Raw genomic sequence first — 24,625 nt, forward strand, 5'->3', positions numbered from 1 at the left:
AATTAGTTTTTACGATCAAAATGACCAAATTTTATATCCCCAATCGTTCTTTCAATAATCGGTAACCGGAAAGACTAACCCGAAGTTTCACTCCATTCTTCAATAATAACTGATAGGTTTCTTTTCCGAAAAGCTCGACCCGGGAAATCTGCGTAACATTCACAATCGTAGAACGATGCACCCGAACAAATGTATCCGGAGAGAGATGAGTTTCAAAATACTTCATGGTCTGCTCTTTCAGGTATTCGCCTGTGGGGGTTATCAGCATCACATAATCTCCACATGCTTGTATGTAAATCATTTCGTCTGCCTTCACCAAATGAATCCGGGAGCCGTCTTTCACTGTAATACGATCTATCCATTCAATGGGTGATTCTTCCTGCTGTTCAGCCACATTCACCTGATGTACAGCCAGTTCTTTTTCCAGTTCCTGATTTTGTACTTCTTCTTTTGTGACTATCAAGCGGTACCATAGAGTAATAGCAATTAAAACCGGTAGTCCGAACAATAACCGGAAAGGGATTGTCTGCGCAAAAGGAACATAGGACACTCCTACAATTCTCACCATTATGTCACAGACCATAAAACTTCCTGCCAGCCAAAGCAGACTTCCAACGATAATCATAATTACATCCGTCTGGAACAACGAGACAAGACCGACCACAAACCATGCCAGATAGGCGATAGCCGCCAGCCAACCAATCGTTACTATTCCATCTACCAAAGCGGGAAGATAATCGTTTCCGGTGTATCCACAGACCAAAGCTACCTGGAATGCAACCAGAATCAATGCCAGCACCAGCATCGGAATCCAACGAAAAGGAGATTCTATAATCGGATGTGCTTTCATACGCTAGCCTTTAACCTCCAAGCCTCCGAAAGAAAGTGTTCCCCGAATTACTAACACACTCTCCTTATTTATATTTCCATTCTGCCAACGTTTATCATCACATCCTCCAAAGAAAGCATTACATTTAAACACGACTTTCCAGTCAGAAGGGACATATATCTCAACTCCTCCCCAACTGCAATCCAAATCGATGTATGTTTCTCCGGGTGCAATATGGGTATGGCGCAAATCAATCGTCGTTCCTCCGAAAGATGTGCGAATGACAGCTCCTTTAAACAATTCGTCAAGCACTACGTGACGGGCAGCTCCCCAAACATTTTCGGCACGTAGAAAACCATCTACTGACTCTGCCTGCTGTTGCTCACTTTCAAAATTCATGCCGGGTTGTCCCTGATGCATCTTCATCCATTTCTGACGATGTTGCATGGCATGATGATGCGCCCAATGCCCCCGCCTATTCTTGCCGGATTTAAAAAAGAATAAGACACCTGCTGTTATCAGAGCGATAGGCCATACCATTGCCTGCGAATTTTCAGGCAACCATGAAAGTCCTCCAATCAAAAAATACACACCTATCAACAAAAGGATGATTCCACCGATGAAATGGCGGCGAATCATAGAATATATACCTAATATAATAAGGAGTGAATGCCAGGACACGATCATATCGAAGACTTCAGATGTAATCCATCCCATATTACGGGCAAACAGCAGAATCCCGGAAAGGATAAAAAGCGAAGCTATCAGTATTTTACCGGAAAAGCCTGTAGCAGTGGGAAATTTTTGTTTCTCTTCCATTGTCTCTATTATTAATTGATTAATGGTTCAAAGATACATCATTTCCCACTGCTTCTACAGCCTTTTCTGTTGATTTCCGGTATAAATTCCGATGAATGCCGGATAAAAACCGGTGAAACTGACTATAAAGTATCTTACCTGATAAAGATAATTCTTAAATACGATGTTTGCAGATTACTTCTTTCCACCGCTATTTTGTTTTTCAATAATGTCATGCACCAAACTATTCATATACATTTCCAGATTTGTATACTGGCCATATTTATCTATCGTTTTTCCATTGCCATCAGAAGCATCATGAGGATTTAATCCGAATTTTCTCTCCCATGCATCAGGCATACCATCATTATCAGAATCAATCAAGGTACTTCTTTGTAAAAGAACTGGCCATACGGAAACATTTTCCGAAGTATTTAACGAGAGCAAATCATCCTGACTATCTATCAATCCTGGTTTCGGATATCCTTCACTTTTCCAAATACCTCCTTCCCCATTATGAACATTCAAACCTTTATATCCAGCTGTTCTCGTACGTGTTTCCTTCACAATACGTGCGTCCACATCATCTCGATGCAATGAACACCCCGCATAATCCAACACTTGTTTATAAGCATTGAAAGCAGAATGTGTTGTTACCGATGCAAATTCATGAGGTTTGTCCAATCGAATCGAGTCTTTAGTTTTTTGCGTAACTACTTTCTTATAATTATTCGAAAATTGATTGTAAACTCCATATTCCCAATTATTAGCTGTAGCCTTTTGGCTGTTTTTATCATCTGCCCCTCCATCTACAACGTTACCATCGATATAATACTTTCCCCACAGATACCCCCCATTCCTATTTTCTGTTGCATCTATAGCAAAAATCCGTCCACGTTTAGAGCCTGTCACCGTTGCAGGACCAGGTTTATAATAATTGTTCACTATATTAATATTCATCCTTTCACCACCATACGAACTGTTCATACCCCAATTATAGATCACATTATTGCGAAAATCGACATAATCACCATCACATTCTCCATTCTTACGTACCTTAGCTCCTAATCCGAAACGGGGATTCCGGCTATCATGATGGGCTAATAGATTATGGTGATAAGAAGAGTGTTCACCTCCCCAAATTCCTCCATATCCATGAGGACCTTTGGTATGTCCACCTAATCTAAGACTTTCAGAAATAATGCACCACTGCATAGTAAAATCATCATTTTCATAAAAAGAGGCACATTCATCTGTACACCAGCTGATAGAGCAATGGTCTATAATCACATTCCTTGCCCCTTTTCCTCCTAAAGCATCTGCACCGTCAGGATGCACACATTCTTTATTACCCATACGGAAACGTAAAAAACGGAGAATTACATTACTAGCATAATTTGTCACCGGATAACCCGCTATGCAAATACCGTTTCCCGGTGCAGTTTGTCCCGCAATAGTCAAATTCCCTTTCCGTATTTTTAGGTCTTTATGCAGAAATATTGTACCGGACACTTGAAAAATGATAGTACGAGGACCATCCAACTTTTCTATACCATAACGTAAAGTGCCAGGCATCCCATCATCTGCTAAAGAAGTAACAATATACACTTCACCTCCACGTCCGCCTGTAGTCATACGTCCATATCCTTCTGCTCCGGGAAAAGCAGCCAACTCTCCAAAATCAAGAGTGTTACCAATACCAGAAAAGGCAAAAACAGCCTCATTTCCGATCAGAGTTAATAAAACGGTTAAACAACGAAAGATCAAATTCATATTCATATTTTTATTTATGGAATAATACAAAAATACACCAAATTTATTTATTGTACTCCTCCTTTATTCTGTTCCTCAACAATCTTTTGTACCAAGCTATTCATATACATCTCCAGATTTGTATATGTTCCTTCCTCATCTACTGTTTTACCATTTCGGTCAGAAGCATCATTCGGATTCAAACCATACTTTTTTTCCCATTCATCAGGCATACCATCATTATCCGAATCCTTCAGAATAACACCTTGTACCAATTCAGGCCATGCTGAAGATTCTCCAACAGGAATCACATCATCCTGACTATCAATGATACCTTTCTTTGGATACCCCACGCTTTTCCAATCAATACCTTCAACAACTCCCTGACCATTGTGCTCGTTCATTCCCTGATAGTTCGCAGTCCCGGTACGAGTCTCCTGAACAATACGTTCATCCACTCTATCCCTGTGCAAAGAACAACCTGCATAATCCATAACACGCTCAAAAGCCGTACGAGCATCATGAGTGGTAACAGTACCTGTTTCTACAGGAGTGGTACGTCTAAGAGCTTTTTTTGTACCTTCATCCAACGTTCCATACTTTTTATCAAACTGATTATAGACTCCATACTCCCAGTTATCCTTTGTAGCCTTCATACAACGATCGTAATCAGCCGCACCATTAATTTGTCCATCATCCACCACATTTCCTTGGATAAAGAAATCTCCCCAAGTGTCAAAAATGGCCGGATATGATTTCTTATCCGAATCACTCACTTTTTTGTCAATGGCAATAATACGTCCACGTTTAGAAGTGCCAGTAGGAGTGGCAGGCCCCGGCTTATAAAAATTATTCACAATATTTACATGCATGGCTTCTCCACCATAACAAGAGTTTCCACACCAGTTATAAATGACATTATTACGCATATCAACAATTTCATTCTCTTTTGTCGAATTAACTCCAGGACCTAGACGAGGATTACGGCTATCATGATGTGCCAATAGATTATGGTGAAAAGAAGCTTTCATACCTCCCCATATACCACCATAACCATGAGGACCTTTCGTATGCCCACCTAAACGCAGACTTTCAGAAATAAGACACCATTGCAGTGTAAAATTCTCATTTTGATAGAAAGAAACACATTCGTCAGTACACCAACTCATAGAACAATGATCAATCATTATATTTCTATGATACCGACCGCCAAAGGCGTCGGCTCCGTCTGCACTGACATCTTCTTTATTTCCCATTCGAAAACGCATAAAACGGACAATAACATTGTCTGCTTCCAAGAAAACCGGATAACCAGCCAAACAAATACCATCCCCCGGAGCCGTCTGGCCTGCAATGGTCAAATCTCCATTCTTAATCTTTAAATCACCATTTAAATGAATAGTTCCGGATACCTGGAAAATAATTGTACGTTTTCCGCTTAGTTTCTCAATACCATAACGTAAAGTTCCGTTCTGTAACTTGTCCTCCAATGAAGTAACAATATATACATCGCCACCACGCCCACCGGTTGTGTAGCGTCCATGTCCTTCTGCCCCAGGAAAAGCTGGTATCTTTTCATCTTGAGTTTCTCCAGTCCCTTCAGGTTCTTTAGGCAATTCATTTGCGTCACTACCATCAGTACACGCCAGGATTCCAAAAGCAAACAAAATGGCCAAACACCATTTACTTAGAATTATATCCATTTTCATACATTATTAGATTAATGAGGGCAAAAGTAGGCAGGATAAAGAAAAGTCTTGTTCAAATTTTGTTTTTCCAAATCATTAAAATCGATAAAACAAGGCTTTTCAAGCTATCATGTGTATTTTTTGTTTTAAAACTATTCTAAAAATGCCTGCCGGCTATTAAAAAACAAAAAATACTAGGTGAAAAACAAATATTGCACATATCTATATTCACATTCATATACTTTTGTACCGAGGAATTAACTCTAAATGTGAGTACAGAATCAAAACAATAACCATTAATTAATAAACATGCAAAGAATGTCTAACAAGGTGAAAAACATGCGCAGTTGGCTGCTAATGCTATTTGCAGCGATATCGCTTGGCGTATCAGCGCAAACAATTACCGTAAAAGGTAATGTGAAAGACACAACAGGAGAACCGATCATCGGAGCTTCTGTAGTAGAGAAAGGTAATACTACCAATGGTACAATTACTGATTTAGATGGTAACTATTCTATCAAGGTTCCTTCAAAAGCAACCCTTACAATTTCTTATATCGGAATGAAAACTCTGGATATTGCTGTAAAAGGACAAAGTCAAATTAATGTCACTCTTTCTGATGATACACAAGCATTGGATGAAGTTGTGGTAATTGGTTACGGAACCGTTGCAAAAAAGGATCTGACTGGTTCCGTATCTTCCGTTAGTGCCAAACAGATAGCTGCCATTCCAGTATCTTCTGCATCAGAAGCATTACAGGGAAAAATGGCTGGTGTATCTATCACAACGACTGAAGGTTCTCCTGATGCAGACGTAAAAATCCGCGTACGTGGTGGCGGTTCTCTATCTCAAGATAATTCACCGCTTTATATTGTAGACGGATTTCCCGTATCAAGTATCTCTGATATTGCTCCAACAGATATTCAATCGGTAGATGTATTGAAAGATGCTTCTTCTACCGCTATTTATGGTGCCCGTGGTGCAAACGGTGTTATCATCATTACTACTAAATCCGGTCAGGAAGGTAAGATTCAGGTGAATTTGGGGGCTTCGTTCGGTGTTCGTAAAGTTACTAAAATGGTAGATGTACTGAACCCTTACGAATATGTATTATGGCAACAGGAAATAGACCAGGAAGGGATGAAATATGGTATGTTTGATGATTTGGATATTTACAAATCTATGAAAGGCACCGACTACCAGGATGAGATTTTTGGTCGTACAGGAAATCAACAGCAATACAATGTGAGTGTGAGTGGAGGTAATAAAGATACCAAATTCAGTGTTAGTTATGCCCATAACGAAGAAAAAAGTATCATGCTTGGTTCAGGTTTCTCAAAAGAGAATATTAATGCCAAACTTAATACCAATATCAACAAATGGTTAACAATGGACTTTAATGCCCGTTTTAGTTACCAAACGATTGATGGTATCAGTGGTGGAGCAGATGCAAACGAATCAAGTGCAGCCAATTCACTAATATCACGTTCCGTCATCTACAAACCGGTAGAGGAAATCAATACAACAAGTTCAGACAGCGATGATGATGAAAATGTGAACAATGCACAATATAACCCACTGGAACGTTTAAATGCAACTTACAAGAAACAAACCCGCTTGCAACAAAACTATAACGTAGGACTTAACTGGAAACCAATCAAAGGATTAACATTCAGAAGTGAGTTTGGTTATGGATGGAGATATAACAATACTGACCAAGTATGGGGAGTGGAAGCTACAAGTAATTCTAAATATGGTTATTATGGACAGCCACAAGCTCTGTTAAATAAGGTCGTTAATAAAAACTGGCGTAATGCAAATACAGTAACGTATGATACTAAGTTCTTGAATAACACTCACAAATTAAATGTTATGTTAGGACATGAAGTTTCAAGTAGTTACGATCATGAAACGATTAATACTTCTGTTGCTTTTTCCAAATATATGACTATCAGTGATGTCCTTTCCGGTATGAGTAACGGAACGGCATTGCCTACCTCTACTTATATTGGTTTCAAAGACAATCTATTATCGTTCTTCGGACGTGTCAACTATACGATACAAGACAAGTATCTGATGACTTTCACAATGCGTGCCGATGGCTCCAGCAAATTCTCAAAAGGAAACCAATGGGGATATTTCCCGTCATTAGCTTTAGCATGGAGAATATCTGACGAAGCATGGATGGAAAGAAGCAAAGAATGGTTATCCAACCTAAAACTTCGTTTAAGTGTAGGTACAGCTGGTAATAACCGTATTAAATCAGGTGCCATTAATTCTACTTTCTCATTAGCAGAGACAAGTGATAAGAACATTTATTTCAATGAAACAAGTGCTGTTGTATTACAACATGCTTCTAATCTTTCTAATCCTGACCTAAAATGGGAAACAACACTTACCCGTAACTTAGGTATTGACTTCGGATTCTGGAACAACCGTTTATCCGGTAGTATTGATGCATACTGGAATACAACTAAAGACTTGTTGATGAATGCAACAATACCTTCAAGCACTGGTTTTTCTACCCAATATAAGAACTTTGGACAGACATCAAATAAAGGTATAGAATTAGCATTAGACGCAGTCATAGTAGATACTAAAGATTTTGGTTTAAATGCCAACTTCAACATTTCTTATAATAGAGCCAAAATTGATAAGTTAGCCGGAGGACAAACCTGGCAAAGTAGTAACTGGGGAGGCAAACCTGCCGGACAAAACGACTTCTTCATTGAAGAAGGAGGACGTCTGGGAGAAGTATATGGATATGAATTGGATGGCTTCTATACTACTGACGATTTTTCATGGGACGGCAGCAAGTGGATACTTAACGAGAATCTCACTGATCCGACAGAACTGATTAAATATAACAATTTTGGTCCGGGCTCACTAAAACTGAAAGCTGATGAAGATGGTAAATTTACGAAGAAACGTCTAGGAAATACTGTTCCAACTGTTACCGGTGGTTTCGGTATAAACATGCGTTACAAGAACTTTGATTTATCAGCCTTCTTCAATTACTCTCTTGGTAACAAGATTGTGAATGCAACCAAGTTAGGTTCAAGTTACTACAATGATACTAAAAAAGGATGGAATTTAAATGATAACTTTACATTAGCTAACCGTTATTCCTGGATTGATCCGTCAACAGGAGAAAACATGCTGAAAAGTTCATATATCAAGAGTAATGGGCTTGATTATACTATTAATCGCTTAAATGAAATAAATGCCGGAGCTTCCATGTATAATCCAGGTTCAATCACAGAAATGCCATTACTTGACTGGGCAGTAGAAGATGGTTCTTTCCTGCGTGTCAATAACATTTCAATCGGATATACATTACCTAAAGTTTTCGTAAACAAAATGTTTATGCAAAACGTACGTATCTACGTGACTGGTTACAACTTGTATTGTTTCACAAAATACTCGGGAGCAGATCCGGAAGTAGATACACGCCGCAGTACTCCAATGACTCCGGGCGTAGATTATTCTGCATATCCCAAAAGCCGCTCATTTGTAGGGGGTATTAATGTTACATTCTAACCCATAAATAGAAAGGAAATACATATATGAAAACTTATATAAAATTAGTATTACTAGGAACCGGATTGTTCAGCTTGCTTTCATGCAGTGACTTTCTCGACCAGTCATCCCCTTCGGAGTTGAAAGGAGAAAATGTTTTTAACTCCGTTGTGTATACAGAACAGGCGTTAAACAAGGTATATGCCGATTTGACATACGACCACACTTATGGTTCCCGTATTCCTATCAATTTCGGTAATAATACGGATATTGAACTGGCAAATGCAACCAAGCAATCGGAAGTTCATCAAAATTCAGAAAGAGGATTAGGGAATTACTATCTAAGCAAAGGATGGGATAAACTCGATACGAACTGGGAAAGATGTTTTGCTATTATTGAGAATGCCAATATCGTTATTGACGGTATTCGTAATAGTGACTTGTTAGCAGAAGGAACTACCACCCGTAAACCAATGCTCCGTTATTTAGGAGAAGCATTAACCATGCGTGCAATGGTATATTATGATATAGTTAAGAATTACGGAGATGTTCCGATGCGCTTTGAGCCTACCCAACCTGATGGTTCTAACATGTATGCAGCAAAAACAGACCGGGATATTATTTTAGACCAGTTGTTAGATGATCTGGACGAAGCTGCCAATTATCTTCCATGGGCAGGTGAAGATGGATATACAACGGAACATGCCACTGCTGGCTTTGCACACGGTCTATTTGCCCGTATCGCTTTATCACGTGCCGGATATAGTATTCGCGAACAGGCAAAAGCAGGTTATAGAAATCATCCGACTTGCAGCGACGGACAATTCCCTACTCAATGTCCGTCTGTAGCTGAAGTTCAAAAATTACACGAACGTGCATTAGCACATTTGGATATTGTAGTAAGCAAACAAGTTCATAAACTGAATCCATCTTTTGAAAACCAATGGGATTTAATCAATAAACGGACACTGGATACCAAATATTATGAAAATCTATATGAGGTAGCTCACGGATTAGGTAGATCTGGTGAAATGGGTTACAGTACCGGAGTTCGTATCAATGGTGCCAGCAACAAATATGGCGCAAAAGGTAATAGCAGTGGTAATATCAGACTTACAGCTTCTTATATTTTATCTTTTGATAATAACGACAGCCGTAGAGATATTACATGTGCTTACTATGAATTAAAACAAACGACAGTAGACAATAAAGCTGTGATAAAAGAGACATTGCTTTCTAACGCTCCTTTCAGTGCCTATGTAGCAAAATGGGACATTCGTAAAATGGATGATGCAATCATCTCTCTGGCACAAAATACAGACCAGAAGTGGGCTCCAGGTATTAACTGGGTAGTTATGCGTTATTCTGATATTTTATTAATGTATGCTGAAGTGATGTATAACTTGTATGGATTAGAAGGCAGCAATCCCAATGGTACCACTACAAAAACTGCACTTGAAGCTTTAACAGAAGTACATATTCGTGCCTTTGACACTGCTGCTCAAAATGCTGCTAAAACTGCAATCGAAGCATCTGCCCGAAACAATTTCATGGAAGCCCTTGACCAAGAACGTGCATGGGAGTTTGCAGGTGAATGTGTTCGCAAATATGACCTGATACGTTGGGGAACACTTTCCGAAAAGCTGGATCAATTCAGAACAGACTACAAAACTATGATTGAGACTGCTCCCAAATTCATCTTCTATAAAATGAAGACAGATGATCCGTATTCTATTGATATGAATAGTATCACTTGGCGTACTGAACAAATTCCTAATGAGCTTAGCAACCTTGAAGATCCAGATAAAGTGAAAGAAGCTGCTAAAACTGCAGGTTATGAATATGTTACCGGTTGGGGAACCAACTATGAATGGAAGAAGGGAGTAGCAGATACCAGTAAAACAACCAATGATTTAAATCTTGAGTATGTAGATGATATCAGCAGTGGTTTAAATGCTACAATCAAAAATAGACATCTATTACCGATAGGCTCCAAAACTGTCTCGGATGCCAACGGTTACATAGAGAACTCTTATAACTTCTAATAAATTATGAATATCATTCAATAATTGATCTCATGAACATGAATTTTATCAAATCAACAAAATACACGGTTTTATCAGGGCTTTTTATAGCCCTGACCGTACTGCTTTCATCGTGTGAGAAGGCAAATGATTGGGAAACAGATAGTGCCTATAATCGTCTGTTCCGTAGTACTAAACTGGCAGTCAGCCCTAGCATCAATGATGCTGAAGTTATATGGAATAATACAATCAATACTGATTATTATATCATTGAAGTGAATACTTCTGAACTTACAGCTGAAAATTATCAGGAAGGATCTGTTATCTTCGGAGAGGATAAGAGTATAAAAAGCTCTCCGTACACTATTGAAGGATTGGATGCAAATACCAGTTATTATATTCGTATCCGTTCATGCTCTGAAACAGCTTCACCTTCCAAATGGGTATATCCGGAAAATACAAGCTTTAAGACCAAGACAGAACAATTAATTGAGGAGATCTCAACCATCACTGGTTCTACTGCCATTATCACATGGAAAAAGAATCAGAGCGTAACCCACTTCTTACTGACGAACACAGAGACTTCAGCAGTAACAAACATTCCAATTTCTTCGGAAATGAATGCAGAAGGTAGTTATCAACTTACAGATCTGGCAGCTTCTACCACATACACTATCGGTATATACAATACTGTTAACGGTGAAGATATATTAAGAGGTGAGAAATCATTCCAAACTACAGAAAACTTCCCGGATGGTTACACACCTGTATATCTTACTGTTGCTGATGATCCAAACGAGGTACTTGCTGCACAAAGTGGAAATGTAGTTCTAGTTGTACCACATTCTACAGCAATCACATTCAGTAAAACTGTCATTGTACCTGAAGCTGTTACATCAATCGTATTCTGGGGAGCAAGTGGCGGAGCTGAACAGGCAACAATGACAACTAAGACTATTTTGACTTTAGGCAACAAAGATGTGGTACGTTTCTATAATTTAAATGTTGATGCACAAGGAGATTATTTCTTTAATCTTCAAAAAGGTGCAGATATGACAGATGATATATCAACCAATATCAACACTTTATTAATAGAAAGCTGTACGATTAGTAACTCTAAATCATTAGTAAGAGCCAAAGAAGGTATAAGCATCCAAATTAATAAAGTTAGTGTAAACAAATCTATTATCAATGGTTGTAGCGGAGATATGTTTGCTTATAAAGAATCAACGGTTGCCCAAATTCCTGTTACTGAAATAACTAATAGTACCTTGATAAAACCACAAGGACGCATCTTCTATGCAGGAAATGCTGCTTCTTTCTCCATCGATTATTGTACGATGTACGGCTGGGGAGGTTCAAAAGCTATGTTAGAACTGGGAGATAAAAATACCCTAGGCATGTCTTTAGCTATCAAAAATACAATCTTGGCTAATGGTGGAAGCAATAGAAAAGCTCATAATGCAAATGCAGCTGCTAATCTTAGTCTGACTATCGAGAAAGTTTATGGTACCAATGACATGACATTCCATAGCACTCTTGGTGACGTAACCAAATATGATAAGCCATCTACAGAAGTTTTTGAAAATCCGGAAGAAGGAAACTTCAAAATTATAGATGCCTTATTCCCAAGCAGCATTGGTGACCCTCGCTGGACAGAATAATAAAAGAGAGTAGAATGTCAGAAAAGACATATTGAATAAAAAAGGCTATCAGATAAATGATAGCCTTTCTTATTATCTTCCCACTTTATCCCGATACTCCGTAGGCGTCATTCCAACTTGCGCCTTGAAACATTTACTGAAATAACGTGGATCATTAATACCGACCATATATGAAATCTGCGTCATATTAAACTCTCCGGTTTCTATTAATTGCGTGGCCCGCTTGATACGCATTTCTTTGATAAATTCGATAGGAGCCAGTCCGGTTAGTGTTTTCAGTTTCTTAAAGAAGACAGAGCGACTGACAGCCAGTTCCCGAACCAAGTCATCTACCACCAGTTCACCATTATCCATATTCTGCTCCATTAATTCCACCAGTTTATCCATAAATTTACGGTCGTTGGGAGACATTTCGAGCGTTGCAGATACAGTTTCGGAGGTGTCTTCTTCTGCCGATGGCACATCCGTAGCAACAGGTGCATCCTCCTGACCGGCAGAGATATGGATATGCATCAGGCTATCCCGATAGAAACTTTGCAGTTTCTTACGCTGCATCAACAGATTTTCCACACGGGCTTGCAGATAGGTAGCACTGAAAGGTTTCGTGATATAATCATCCGCACCATATTCCAGTCCTTCCAGTTTACTTTCAATCGTAGTTTTGGCAGTAAGCAGGATAATAGGTATATGGCTGGTTGTCATATCCGCACGCAGTTCACGCGTCATTTCGATACCGTCTTTCTCGGGCATCATCACGTCACTGATAATAATATCCGGAAGATACTTCAATGCTTTATTTGCTCCTTCCCTACCATCGGCAGCTTCCACTACCCGGTACATCGGAGAAAATATACTACGCAAGAATTCACGTAACTCCTGATTATCTTCAACTAATAACATCAGTTCTTTGGAGTTTTCTTCTTTCGCAGCATCTTCCTCATAAACAGCTTCAATTTTCTCCGAATCATCGGGTATCAGCGTTTCAGACTGAATGGAAGAGTTGGCTATATCCACCACTTGCCCCATCCTTACCGGAGCTTCCGCATCTTCCAGGATAAACTCGGTTTCCTTATCATAATGTTCTTTCCCTTTCAGGAAATCGACTTTGAAACAACTTCCCTCTCCCAAACGACTATCCACGGAAATAGTAGCCTTGTGCATCTCCACAAGCTCTTTCACCAATGAAAGTCCGATACCCGTACTAGCCTGATTGAACAGATTCTTGTCCACCAGATTCTCAAAGCGGACAAACAAGGACTTCTTTTTATTTTCCGCGATACCAATTCCCTGGTCTTGTACACCGATAGAAACTGTATTCTCATCTTCACGGATAAACATCGTTATCATCTTGCCATTCGGCGTATACTTAAATGCATTGGAAAGCAGATTGAATACAATTTTTTCCAGCTTATCGGCGTCCACCCAAAGATAAAGATGCTCCTTTTCCGTCTGAAACAGGAAATCAATCCGATGCTCTTCGGCCACAGCTTCAAAATTATCCATCACCTTGCACACGAAAGGAACGATGTCTACACGCTGTACTTGCATCTTCATCTTCTTGTTCTGAATCTTACGGAAGTCCAATATCTGATTGACAAGACGAAGCATACGGCTGGTGTTCCGTTCAACCACCACCAACTGTTCGCGGGCATCAGCCGGCAATTTATCATTCTTCAAGACTTGCTCTACCGGACCTGCTATCAACGTAAGCGGAGTACGCAACTCATGGGATATATTCGTAAAGAAGCGCAGTTTTATATCCGAAATCTGCTGTTCGACCGACACTTCATGCTTCAACCGGTAAATGGTGAACAGGATATAAACGGCCACAAGAATAATAATCAGAATGAAAAGTATATAAAGCACGTATGCTATCGGCGTTTCCCAGAAAGAAGGCAGAATGACAATATCCAAGATACGTTCGTTATCCACCCACACACCATCGCTATTGGTAGAACGGACGCGGAGCACATACTCTCCTTTCGGAAGATTCGTATAAGTCACGCTACGCTGTTTGTCGGCAAAGGTCCACTGTTTTTCAAATCCGTCGAGAATATAAGCATACTGTATATTCTGCGGATTGGTATAATCGAGTGCCGCGAAATGAACGGAGAAAATATTCTCTTTATGCGAAAGTACCAATTTATCAGTGTCGTCAATATCCACTTTCAACAATGAGTTGCCGCCGGGGGTAATGTCCTCATTAGCCACTGTCAGTTTGGAGAATACGATAGGCGGGATATAGCTGCTCTTACGTATAGAGTCAGGATTAAATATAAAGACTCCGCCACTGGCACCGAAAAGCATGCTTCCTTTAGCAGTTAATGCCGAAGCGGCTTCACTAAAACGTACGGGGAAAGTGATACTACGCTCGTCATAACTTTCAAAACGTTCTTCAGAGGGAATGAACTTACAAATTCCATTCTCCGTACTAATCCATAGATTCTGCTTACTATCTTCGCGGATGGAAAGCAGGACATCAGAAGGAAGACCATCCAATACGGAATATGACTTGAATTCTCCGTGACCTTCCTTACTGATAGATACCAGTTTGTTGAGTCCACCGCCGAAAGTAGCCAGATAAAGTTCCTTTTTCTTGGTGGAGATAATCCAATGGACATCATTATTACTCAAACTTTGCGTATCATTCGGCATACGGGAGAAATGATAGAACTTCACATCCTCCGGTTTCTTAAAATTCTCATCAAAAGCAACGGCACCCGTAGTTGTCCCTACCCACAAGCGTCCGTTATTATCGGAAGTGATGAAACGAGCTTTGTAACAAGGATCGATGGGATAACCTTTCAGGTTGTTCCGGTGATTGATAAACAATGTCTTTCCAGCTTCATTCTCCGTGATATAATTGATACCTCCGGCAAAAGTTGCCAGCCAGATACGACCATAATGATCTTCATAGACGCAATATACATTATTATCGCTCAAACTGTACATATCATCTTCACGATGAAGATAACGGGTCAGCTTATAAGACATTCCGTTGGAAGAAGTCGGCTCGGCACGAACAAGGCCGTCTCCTTTTGTCGCAATCCAGATGATTCCTTTTGAATCCTGAATAACAAAATAAACGGTTCCCAGCATGGGAGTACCGGTGGTAGAGATCGTGCCGCTTTCGGTGAGGTATCCTTTATAAGTTTTGCCGGCATCATATATACGAAGTATACCGTCTTTCAAGCCAACCCACAAATTTCCCAGTTTGTCTTCACACAGGGCACGTACCTCATTATGCAACGATTCGTGTTCATGAGGCATAGGGGTCATCATCGCAAAGGGTACATTTCGATAAGTCACTTTCTCCAATCCTTTAGAGTGGGTACAAAGCCACAGATTACCTTGTTTGTCGGAAAAGGCCGAATGAATCTTATTGGAAAAACGCCAGTCACGGCTACCCAGTCCGTTATAGAAAGGAACCAAGCATTTTTTTGAGGATCGAAGTAAGAGAAACCTCCTCCGTAAGGATGTACCCAAAGATAACCGTTTACGTCTTCATGGATATGAAAAGCCGGACGGGAACGTTCGGGATTGCTGTATTCTATAGGAATTTGCTCGCGGGTCACCACTCCGGTCGAGGGATTAAAATGAGCTACAACACCCGGTTCTTCCTGTTCGAACCACACTTCCGAAGAACGGTCTACATAAGCAGAAAGGATCGGCTTTGCGGGTAACGCCTTACAAGTCAGGAACGAGTAATGTACGTTTGTTTTTGTTCGCAGGTTGTAAGTAAAAAAGCCATCCGAATCGGTAGTAATAACGGATACGTCCGGTGCAATGGGATGAATGGAGGTGATCTGTCCTTTTGTGGGAAGCTCGATCAACGTAAACTCTCCGCTTTCTTTCTGATAAGACCAGATGCGTCCATGATCCGAGGCGAAGCAAATATCTTTATCACGTTCCTGCACAGCATAGAAAGCCTGATTCATTCCGCCAAACTTTCCTTTTGTCTCCGTAAAATAAGAATCCGGCTCTTTCTTTCCGGGATGGATCATACCGAGGCCATTATCCGTCAGCAACCAGTCATTGCCGGCTTTATCTTGATGAACTTTGAATACATGTAAAGAAGGAAACAGTTCTGTCTTGCTGGAATAAATATCCCATGTCAAACGATTATTCTCATCCGGATGCGTCAGGATGCGGACGGCTCCGTCGTTTTCCGTCAGCAGCCAGACGGTTCCGTTCGGCATCACTTCAATGGTATGTACATTGAAAGCACTCCCCTCTTCTCCGGCAGCAGGCACTTGCTCGAATGTCTCTGTCTTCGGGTCGAAACGATGGACACGGTTGTCATAAGTCAGCAACCACAGAAAGCCGTAACGATCTTCATACATACGATCTACACGGTTATTGGTCAGACTGATGTAGTTTCCCTGACGGGCCTTGTATGTTTTGAAAGTATAACCGTTGAAACGGTTGATACCATCCCAAGTAGCAAACCAAAGGTTGTCTTTATGATCCTGCAAGATGTTCATCACCGTATTTTGGGATAGTCCATCTTCAGTAGAATAGTGGGTGAAAAAACAGTGCTGTTGCGCGTATGTTGAGAACGCAATAGCTAACAATAGAATTACTGAAATTAAGGTTTTCTTCATCATATCACTCGGTTCTGTGGCGTAAAGATAGAAAAATACTTGTAGTATCATGCAATCTTTAGCGGCTATTTAACAGAATCGGGCCAACATGACTTATGTCTCTATTTTTTTTAAAATATTAGGCAATGCGGCTATCATGTAAAAAGGAAGGTTGATAAGTTTGAAATGTTTTCCTTCATTAGTAGTAACTTCGTCTATAGCATAATTCCCCGACCAGATTCGAACTGCCAAATCATGCTCCGTTTCATTCATAAACTGATGAATGGATTTTAAGTGGGCGTTGTGTCCGTTTTTCACTTCAATTGGAATGATTTTCCCGCCATATATGTATACAAAGTCCACTTCTGCAGAACTCCCCCTTTTAGCCCGTACCCAAAACTTTTGCTTCTTACCTACTTCGTTGGAAAGAGCTTTTAATTCCTGCGCAACGATTTGTTCGGCAGCCATACCTCTCCATGTATCCGTCAAATCTTTACTAAGAAGATATTCTTTTTGTATTTCAGCCGCATAATTTACTAGTCCTGTATCCAGCCAGATCAATTTAGGAGCGCGTTTCAAATCTGTGGTAGCTGGCATTATCGTATGAGTGGTAGGATATACCAACTCCAGCAACAATGCTTTTTCCAGAGTACGGAAAGCCTCGCCCGTTTCACGGGCTTTGTAAGCGGACTGTGCAAATCCTCCTAAAGTGACAGCTTGCCCTGCATATCCCCAACCTTCTTCCAGTATGTAACGAATCACCGCAGCTTGCGTGTTTGTCTCCGCATACTTTTCCACATCATTCTTGTAGGCATTTAGCAGTTGATTGTAAGTATCGGACAAGGATACAACATCTCGGTTAGCAGCATACCTCGCTACAATTTCGGGCATCCCGCCTATCAGTGCATAACTATTAAAAAGTAGCATTAATTGTTGATGGAAAGCCTCCGGCAAACGTGCTTCCAAAATCCAATCTACAAACCGTCCCTCTCCTATTGCCTGAAGAAACTCAATAAAGGAACACGGATGCAAAGCCATATACTCCACCCGTCCTACAGGCAACGAGATGTGTTTGTCCAACATATTTTCCAGAAGAGAACCTGCTGCAATAACATACAACTCCGGCAATTCCTCGTAAAAGTACCGCAACAATGCAACAGCTTGTGGCGACGACTGTATCTCGTCGATAAAAAGCAGGGTTCGTCCCGGCCTCTGCGGCTTATTATCATACAAAAACAATAAAGGCAGCAGCATCTTTACATCATCAGTAGACTCAAACAAATCCTTTGCCTCTTTCTTTTCAAGATTTAAAGACAGGAAATTATCAAATTCTTTGCCAAACTGCTCAACAATAGTGGTCTTCCCTACTTGGCGGGCTCCTCTCAATATCAGAGGCTTTCTATTATTTTTCTCTGCCCACTCATGCAACTGATTCTGTATCCTTCGTTCAAACATATCGTAATTTGTTTATTTACAGTTACAAATATACAAATTTGTTTCATTGCATAGGTAAATTTACCTATTTTTTGTTTCATTGCAGGGGTAAATTCACTTGATTTTTGTTTCATTGCAGAGGTATATTACACCAACTTTATACCAGTTCAATAAAGTAGACACTAAAAATAATCTTTAATTAATGCTATTTTTAAAAATAGTCAATACTGCACTTTTTATTAATTTCTCTTTTGCGAAAGTAGACATTCCCATCGATTTTCAAAAGTATATTTTCAACGCTTTACCGTTATCAGCTTGTTTCCGTTCTCTACCGGGTTCCATCCGTCTTCTCCTACCAAAACTGCATTTATCTCATATCCTTTCAGATTCTTCAATTGTTGGGAGAAAGCAGCGCGTGCTTTCGGATGGGCTCCTTCGCCCCGACTTTCATATTCGGCATAAAAGACAGTTTTCTCGTTTTCCTTCTTGCCCCAGTTGTTCCAGCCAACGGGAAGAATGTGTTTCCCCAATTCGCAACGGATGAATACAGCTTGCGCATACGGACGCCAAGGACGGGACAGATACACTTTTGTGGCTTCCGGTTCCGCAGTCAGTTTACAATCATAGAATACATAGCCATATTTTTTTCCCTTATCAGTAGAGGGAGCGGTGACATAACCATCCCGTTTGCTATGAATGTGGCAACGGTTGAAAACAGCCGTAGACCAACCGAAGATAAAATCTACCGTTCCTTCGATGTAGCAGTCTTCATAATATTGGCGGCTTTGCTTGCTGTATGTATAGAGGGTATCCTGGAAACCTAAAAAACGACAGTTCTTAAAATAGACACGATCGGCAGACACAAAGCAGGCAACTGCCTGTCCTACGGGACCTGATGAGTTCTCGAATGTGATATTCTCCGCATAAAAATCGGGGGCATAGATGTAACAGCTGGACGAACCGGAAGTTCCCATGTTCTCACCGAATACATTTTTTTTGTTTGCAAAACCGTCATAAGTCAGTATCGCACCGTCTTCTCCAATCAAAGAGATATTAATCTTGGATTCAGGAATGATGAGCTTCTCTTTATAAGTTCCTTTACGAATCAGGATAGTGGTACGGACGTCTTTGCGAAAATCGGGAACAGCATTGATAGCTTCCTGCACGGTAAAGAAATCACCGCTACCGTCTTGGGCCACTATATAATCGAATTGACGGATATATTTCGCCAGTTCCGGAATTTCCTTGCCGATAGCATCCACTGCCAGTCCGGCAATTGTTCGTGCTCCGTATACGTTTAAGTGAGTATTGTCTTCACGACCTTTCGGGAAAGCCGGCACCAGATTGGGTTCGACAAACATGAACAGTTTCTTTGATTCTACTGGTCCAAGTCCCTGCACCAGGTCGTGGGTGATTTTGTTCATGTCGATGAAAGTCACTCCCAGTTCTTTTGCCACATTGCGGGGAGCATCCAGATAGGCGCCATGCGTATCGAATAAAACAGTTCCTTCTTTTGGTTGTTCCTTTTCCCCTGGTGTGCGGCGGACATCTTTTGCGATGGCATCATCCTTCGGCTGCACGAAGTTTCGACGGACGATAGAGTTGAACAGTACCGGTATTCCACCTTTAGCGCGGGTTTCATTCACATACCGACGAAGATTTTCATCAAAAGTACTACCTGGATCGGTGTGACGGGTAGAGTCTGCTTTCTCATCATTATGGCCGAACTGGATAAAGACATAATCTCCTTTCTTCACTTTAGAAATTACTTTTTCCCAGCGTCCTTCGCTGATAAAACTCTTGGAACTTCGACCGTTGGCGGCATGATTGTCTATCCGTATGTCTTCGGAGAAGAATCCGGGAAGTACCATTCCCCAACCACGTTCGGGATTTCCTCCGTCTATTTTCTTGTTAGCCATTGTCGAATCACCTATCATAAAGATAGTGATGACCGGTTTGTCTGCACGAAATGCAGAAAAAAGAATAAGAGCCGTTGCAAGTAGCCCTACCATTTTAACCCTAAGTGTTTTCATATTCTTCATCCTCTCCTACGAGTTTTATTTTTTGTTTTTATCTGCCACCTGCAACGTTTTGCTTGTATCTTACTTGCAATCAACCGATTGCAGCGTTGCAGATACTGTTGCAGATACCGTTGCAGATGTTTATCTGCAACACCTTATATGATCCTGTTTTGCACGCAGACAAATTCAGTTTCCACGCATAGGAACTACAGTTTCCCTGGGAAGAAACGCTAGTTTCCACGTAGAGAAACGACAGTTCCCACATAGGGAAACTGCAGTTTCCTGCCTTGGAACGGGAGTTTCAAGCCAGGAAAGCAAATGCCCAAGCCCGGAAACAAAAATTTCAAGCTGCATAAACAGTCGGAAAACCTACGTATTTTTATTTATAAGGATACCAATTACTGCTTTCCTTAAAGATATTTTGCGGAGTATACTTCATTGCCTCCTTATTTGTCAACTGTTTAGCCCATGCCACACGCCCGGAAGCATCTGCGCCCGCACCCGTATTTCCGAATTCGGCATAACGGGCTGTCTTTTCGTTCTCCGGATTCTTCCAATTGTGCCATCCTTCGGGACGGATATGATTGCCAAACTCACAATTGATAAAGACCGTTGCCGCATAAGGACGCCACGGACGACCCAAATATACTTTTTTCACTCCCGGAGCGGCCGTCAACTTACAGTTTTTAAATACATAACCGAATTCTTCACTTTGAGGAGTGGAAGCGGCAGTGATATACGAATCACGTTTACTATGCAGTTCGCAATATTCGAATAGAGCGGTGGAAGGACCAAAAATAAAATCGGTAGTTCCCTCGATATAGCAATTTGTGAATAAGAGACGCGCTCCTTCGGTTCCTGTATAAATAGTATCCTGATTTCCCAGGAAACGACAATTGACAAACATCAGTCTGTCGCCTTCGGTGTGAAGAGCTACCGCTTGCCCCAGTGGAGCCGCATTATTTTCAATCGTCAGGTCTTTGAAAGTGATGTCATTTCCCTCCACTTTTACCGTATAGGTGCGGAAAGTACCCATCTTATTGATATTGGCATGGTCATCGTAAGTGATAATCGTTTTTTCTGCGCTTTCGCCCACTAATTGCACATTCTTCACCCAGGAAGGAATGACCAGCTTTTCTTTGTATATACCGTTCTTGATATAGATCGTCACCGTATAATCCATAAAAGCGCGGACAGCTTCCACGGCTTCCTGAATGTTACGATACTCCCCTGTCCCGTCGCGTGCCACGACTAATGTGTCTTTGCGTTGCTGTTGTTGTGCATAAACAGATGTTGCTCCCACAGCCAGTAGAAGCAAACACATCATTCCTTTAAAAATAGTCCTTTTCATTGTCGGAAATTACTTTTGTAAACGTTCGTATTCCAAGCTAGCCATAATAAAAGGTCCTACGGCTTTAGGATCGTTATTGCGGATAGTTTCATTAATATAATAGTCATAATCGCCGGAACGATATACCTTTCCTCCCAATCCTGCCACTGCACAAGCCTTGGTGATGGTTACCAATCCGTTCTTGTCCACTTCGATAAAATTATCCAGGAATCCTTTGTAGCCTTTCAATGCCACATCCAGATAAGACTTATCAATATATCCCAAACGAACCGCCTTAAAGAGCGAATAAATAAACATAGCGGAACAAGAAGATTCTACGTAATTACCTTTATCACCACTCCGGTCCATCACCTGATACCATCCTCCGGTCTTCGGATCCTGAAGTTTCTTCACCTGCACAGCTACATTATTCAATATATCAAGCAGGGAATCTCTTCCGGCTTCATGTTGCGGAATAAATTCGAGCACATCCACCAATGCCATCGCATACCATCCCATTGCACGTCCCCACGTATGTTTCGACTGTCCGGTCACCGGGTCCGCCCAACGTTCGGTGCGGCTTACATCGCACGCATGACGATAAAGACCATTTTTAGGATCGTACGTATGACGGGCACAAGTGACAAACTGGTTGATTACATCTGCATAGTCCTGCGGAAGATTATTACGGAATGCATATTCCGCGTAGAAAGGAGCTCCCATGTAAATTCCGTCCAGCCACATTTGGTGGGGATAAATCTTTTTATGCCAAAAACCACCGTCCTCATTACGCGGTTGTCCTTCAAACTGGCTATAAAGCAAGTCGAGCGCTTTCTTATATTTAGGATTCTTGGTCTGCTCATAGATACGGAAAAGGATTTTTCCGGAGTTGATACGATCAAGACTATAATCGGTTAATTTATAAGCGGTAATGCTTCCGTCTTCGTGCACCATTGTATCCGCATACGCGATGGCGTAATCACGAATTTTCTTGTCGCCATAAGCGTCGTACACATCGAGCATGGCTCCCAGTTCAAGTCCGTGGCAATAATCCCACTTCAGTTTCGGCTGAAAGTCGAGCTGCCAGGATTCGGGGTAACGGATCATTTCCGATTCAGTCAGTCGCACAGACCAGGGAAGTTTGCTGTCTACCTGTTGTGCCGATACGGAAGCGGTCATTGTAACCAATAAAGCCACTATAAAAAAATTATAAAAAGGAGTTCGTCTCATGGTTTGTTATTTTAAGGATTCAACATAGTCTTTTTTCACGGTACGAAAGTAGTGTTTTTCCTCCAAACCCAGTGGGATTTTTTAGTCAAGTAGGTGCATTTTTTGTTTTTCGTGCACGGAAACGACTAATTTTGTGCACGCAAACGTCAAAAATGTCCATTTTTGATGCAATATCTCATAAATTAAGAGTTTCGTTTTGGAAGAAAGCAAAAAAGGTCTTACTTTTGGCACGGTTTACAACTAATACCCTCTGGGGAAACACAGGTAATTTATCATTAAAACAGAGAAAAAATAGAACAGAATGGAAGAAGTATTTAAGTACATTATCGGTCTTGGAGCGGCAGTAATGATGCCAATCATTTTCACGATTTTAGGAGTATGTATCGGTATTAAACTTCCCAAAGCGCTGAAGAGCGGTTTGTTGGTTGGTGTCGGTTTCGTTGGTTTATCAGTAGTGACGGCATTGCTCACCAGCAGTCTGGGTCCGGCATTAAGTAAAATGGTTGAAATCTACGGATTGGAATTGGGAATTTTCGACATGGGTTGGCCTTCTGCTGCGGCGGTAGCTTACAACACTTCAGTCGGTGCTTTCATCATCCCTGTTTGCTTGGGAGTTAACTTATTAATGTTGCTTACCAAAACAACCCGTACCGTCAATATCGACCTTTGGAACTATTGGCACTTCGCATTTATCGGTGCTATCGTCTACTTTGCTTCCGACAATATCTATTGGGGATTCTTCGCTGCTATCATCTGTTACATCATTACGCTGGTAATGGCTGATATGACTGCTCCTGCTTTCCAGAAGTTCTATGATAAAATGGACGGTATCTCTATTCCTCAACCGTTCTGCCAAAGTTTCGTTCCGTTTGCTATTGTAATCAATAAACTATTGGATAAAATTCCGGGATTCGACAAGCTGAATATCGATTCTGAAGGTATGAAAAAGAAATTCGGATTGATGGGTGAACCGCTGTTCTTGGGTATCGTAATCGGTTGCGGTATCGGCGCATTGGGTTGTGCCAGCTGGAAAGAAGTATTGGATAATATTCCGGGCATTTTAGGACTGGGTATCAAGATGGGTGCGGTAATGGAATTGATTCCACGTATCACCAGCCTCTTTATCGAAGGTTTGAAACCGATCTCTGACGCTACCCGCGAACTGATCGCTAAGAAATATAAGAATAACACCGGTTTGAGCATCGGTATGAGCCCTGCACTGGTTATCGGTCACCCGACTACCCTGGTGGTATCTCTGCTGTTGATCCCTGTCACTATCTTCTTGGCTGTAATCCTTCCAGGCAACCGTTTCTTACCGCTGGCTTCTCTGGCAGGTATGTTCTACCTGTTCCCGATGATTCTGCCTATTACAAAAGGTAACGTAGTGAAATCATTTATTATCGGCCTGGTGGCATTGATTGTAGGTCTGTATTTCGTAACAGGACTGGCAGGCTTCTTCACACTGGCTGCTAAAGATGTATACGAAGCAACAGGTGACCCAACAGTAAACATCCCCGCCGGTTTTGAAGGCGGCGCGCTTGACTTTGCTTCCAGTCTCTTCTGCTGGGGTATCTTCCACCTTACTTACAGTCTGAAGATTATCGGCCCTGCCATCCTCGTGGCACTAGCACTCGGAATGGCTATCTACAACCGTATCCGCATGACTAGAAACGACGCAAAGAACGCATTGAACAGTAATAAGGAATAAGTAGAAAAGCCTTTAACTGATAATAATAAGTGGTATATAATATAT

The 24,625-nt window shown here is 41.1% G+C and carries 12 protein-coding genes and 1 pseudogene; 4 read left to right on the forward strand and 9 right to left on the reverse strand.

The annotated features are described in order from the left end of the window. Window positions 1-31: 31 nt before the first annotated feature. The 4 genes from DW862_RS01585 to DW862_RS01600 form a co-directional block, all read right to left on the reverse strand. Window positions 32-850, reverse strand: a complete 819-nt coding sequence (locus tag DW862_RS01585; protein ID WP_008020767.1) for a LytTR family DNA-binding domain-containing protein — start codon at window positions 848-850, stop codon at window positions 32-34. Between the two features lie 3 nt (window positions 851-853). Continuing rightward, complete coding sequence (locus tag DW862_RS01590; RefSeq protein WP_074908826.1) at window positions 854-1,648, reverse strand: LiaF domain-containing protein; 795 nt, start codon at window positions 1,646-1,648, stop codon at window positions 854-856. A gap of 174 nt (window positions 1,649-1,822) precedes the next feature. Further along, on the reverse strand, window positions 1,823-3,400 hold the full coding sequence (locus tag DW862_RS01595) for a polysaccharide lyase family 1 protein (RefSeq protein ID WP_074908847.1): 1,578 nt from the start codon (window positions 3,398-3,400) through the stop codon (window positions 1,823-1,825). 47 nt (window positions 3,401-3,447) lie between these two features. Continuing rightward, window positions 3,448-5,088, reverse strand: a complete 1,641-nt coding sequence (locus tag DW862_RS01600; protein WP_117683320.1) for a pectate lyase — start codon at window positions 5,086-5,088, stop codon at window positions 3,448-3,450. A 297-nt stretch (window positions 5,089-5,385) separates the two neighbouring features. Here DW862_RS01600 and DW862_RS01605 point away from each other — a divergent pair, with 297 nt between their 5' ends. Genes DW862_RS01605 through DW862_RS01615 form a run of 3 tightly spaced genes read left to right on the forward strand, consistent with a single transcriptional unit; the run spans window position 5,386 to window position 12,274 of the window. Beyond that, window positions 5,386-8,607, forward strand: a complete 3,222-nt coding sequence (locus tag DW862_RS01605; RefSeq protein ID WP_120067174.1) for a TonB-dependent receptor — start codon at window positions 5,386-5,388, stop codon at window positions 8,605-8,607. Between the two features lie 26 nt (window positions 8,608-8,633). After that, window positions 8,634-10,631, forward strand: coding sequence for a RagB/SusD family nutrient uptake outer membrane protein (locus DW862_RS01610; RefSeq protein WP_120067175.1), 1,998 nt, complete (start codon window positions 8,634-8,636; stop codon window positions 10,629-10,631). Window positions 10,632-10,663: 32 nt separating this feature from the next. Beyond that, a complete protein-coding gene (locus tag DW862_RS01615) occupies window positions 10,664-12,274 on the forward strand; it encodes a DUF5123 domain-containing protein (protein WP_120067176.1) in 1,611 nt (536 codons plus the stop codon). 72 nt (window positions 12,275-12,346) lie between these two features. Here the strand turns inward: DW862_RS01615 and DW862_RS01620 are convergent. The 5 genes and pseudogenes from DW862_RS01620 to DW862_RS01640 all read right to left on the reverse strand — a co-directional run bounded on the left by DW862_RS01620 (window position 12,347) and on the right by DW862_RS01640 (window position 22,872). Further along, window positions 12,347-16,881: pseudogene (locus DW862_RS01620) on the reverse strand (two-component regulator propeller domain-containing protein). Window positions 16,882-16,971: 90 nt separating this feature from the next. Continuing rightward, window positions 16,972-18,312: an ATP-binding protein gene (locus tag DW862_RS01625; protein WP_004315064.1), complete on the reverse strand. Its 1,341-nt coding sequence runs from the start codon at window positions 18,310-18,312 to the stop codon at window positions 16,972-16,974. Between the two features lie 272 nt (window positions 18,313-18,584). Beyond that, the gene (locus DW862_RS01630) at window positions 18,585-20,333 is read right to left on the reverse strand and encodes a pectinesterase family protein (protein WP_165861867.1); all 1,749 of its coding nucleotides are present in this window, start codon (window positions 20,331-20,333) and stop codon (window positions 18,585-18,587) included. Between the two features lie 358 nt (window positions 20,334-20,691). After that, window positions 20,692-21,663: a pectinesterase family protein gene (locus DW862_RS01635; RefSeq protein WP_087317507.1), complete on the reverse strand. Its 972-nt coding sequence runs from the start codon at window positions 21,661-21,663 to the stop codon at window positions 20,692-20,694. 9 nt (window positions 21,664-21,672) lie between these two features. Further along, entirely contained in the window at window positions 21,673-22,872 is a 1,200-nt protein-coding gene (locus DW862_RS01640) for a glycoside hydrolase family 88 protein (protein ID WP_004315060.1), read from the reverse strand. Window positions 22,873-23,173: 301 nt separating this feature from the next. Between DW862_RS01640 and DW862_RS01645 the strand changes: the two genes are divergently transcribed. Further along, on the forward strand, window positions 23,174-24,580 hold the full coding sequence (locus DW862_RS01645) for a PTS galactitol transporter subunit IIC (RefSeq protein ID WP_004301502.1): 1,407 nt from the start codon (window positions 23,174-23,176) through the stop codon (window positions 24,578-24,580). Window positions 24,581-24,625: the final 45 nt, after the last annotated feature.

Source organism: Bacteroides sp. AM37-9, from assembly GCF_003603455.1.
Taxonomy (GTDB): domain Bacteria; phylum Bacteroidota; class Bacteroidia; order Bacteroidales; family Bacteroidaceae; genus Bacteroides; species Bacteroides xylanisolvens.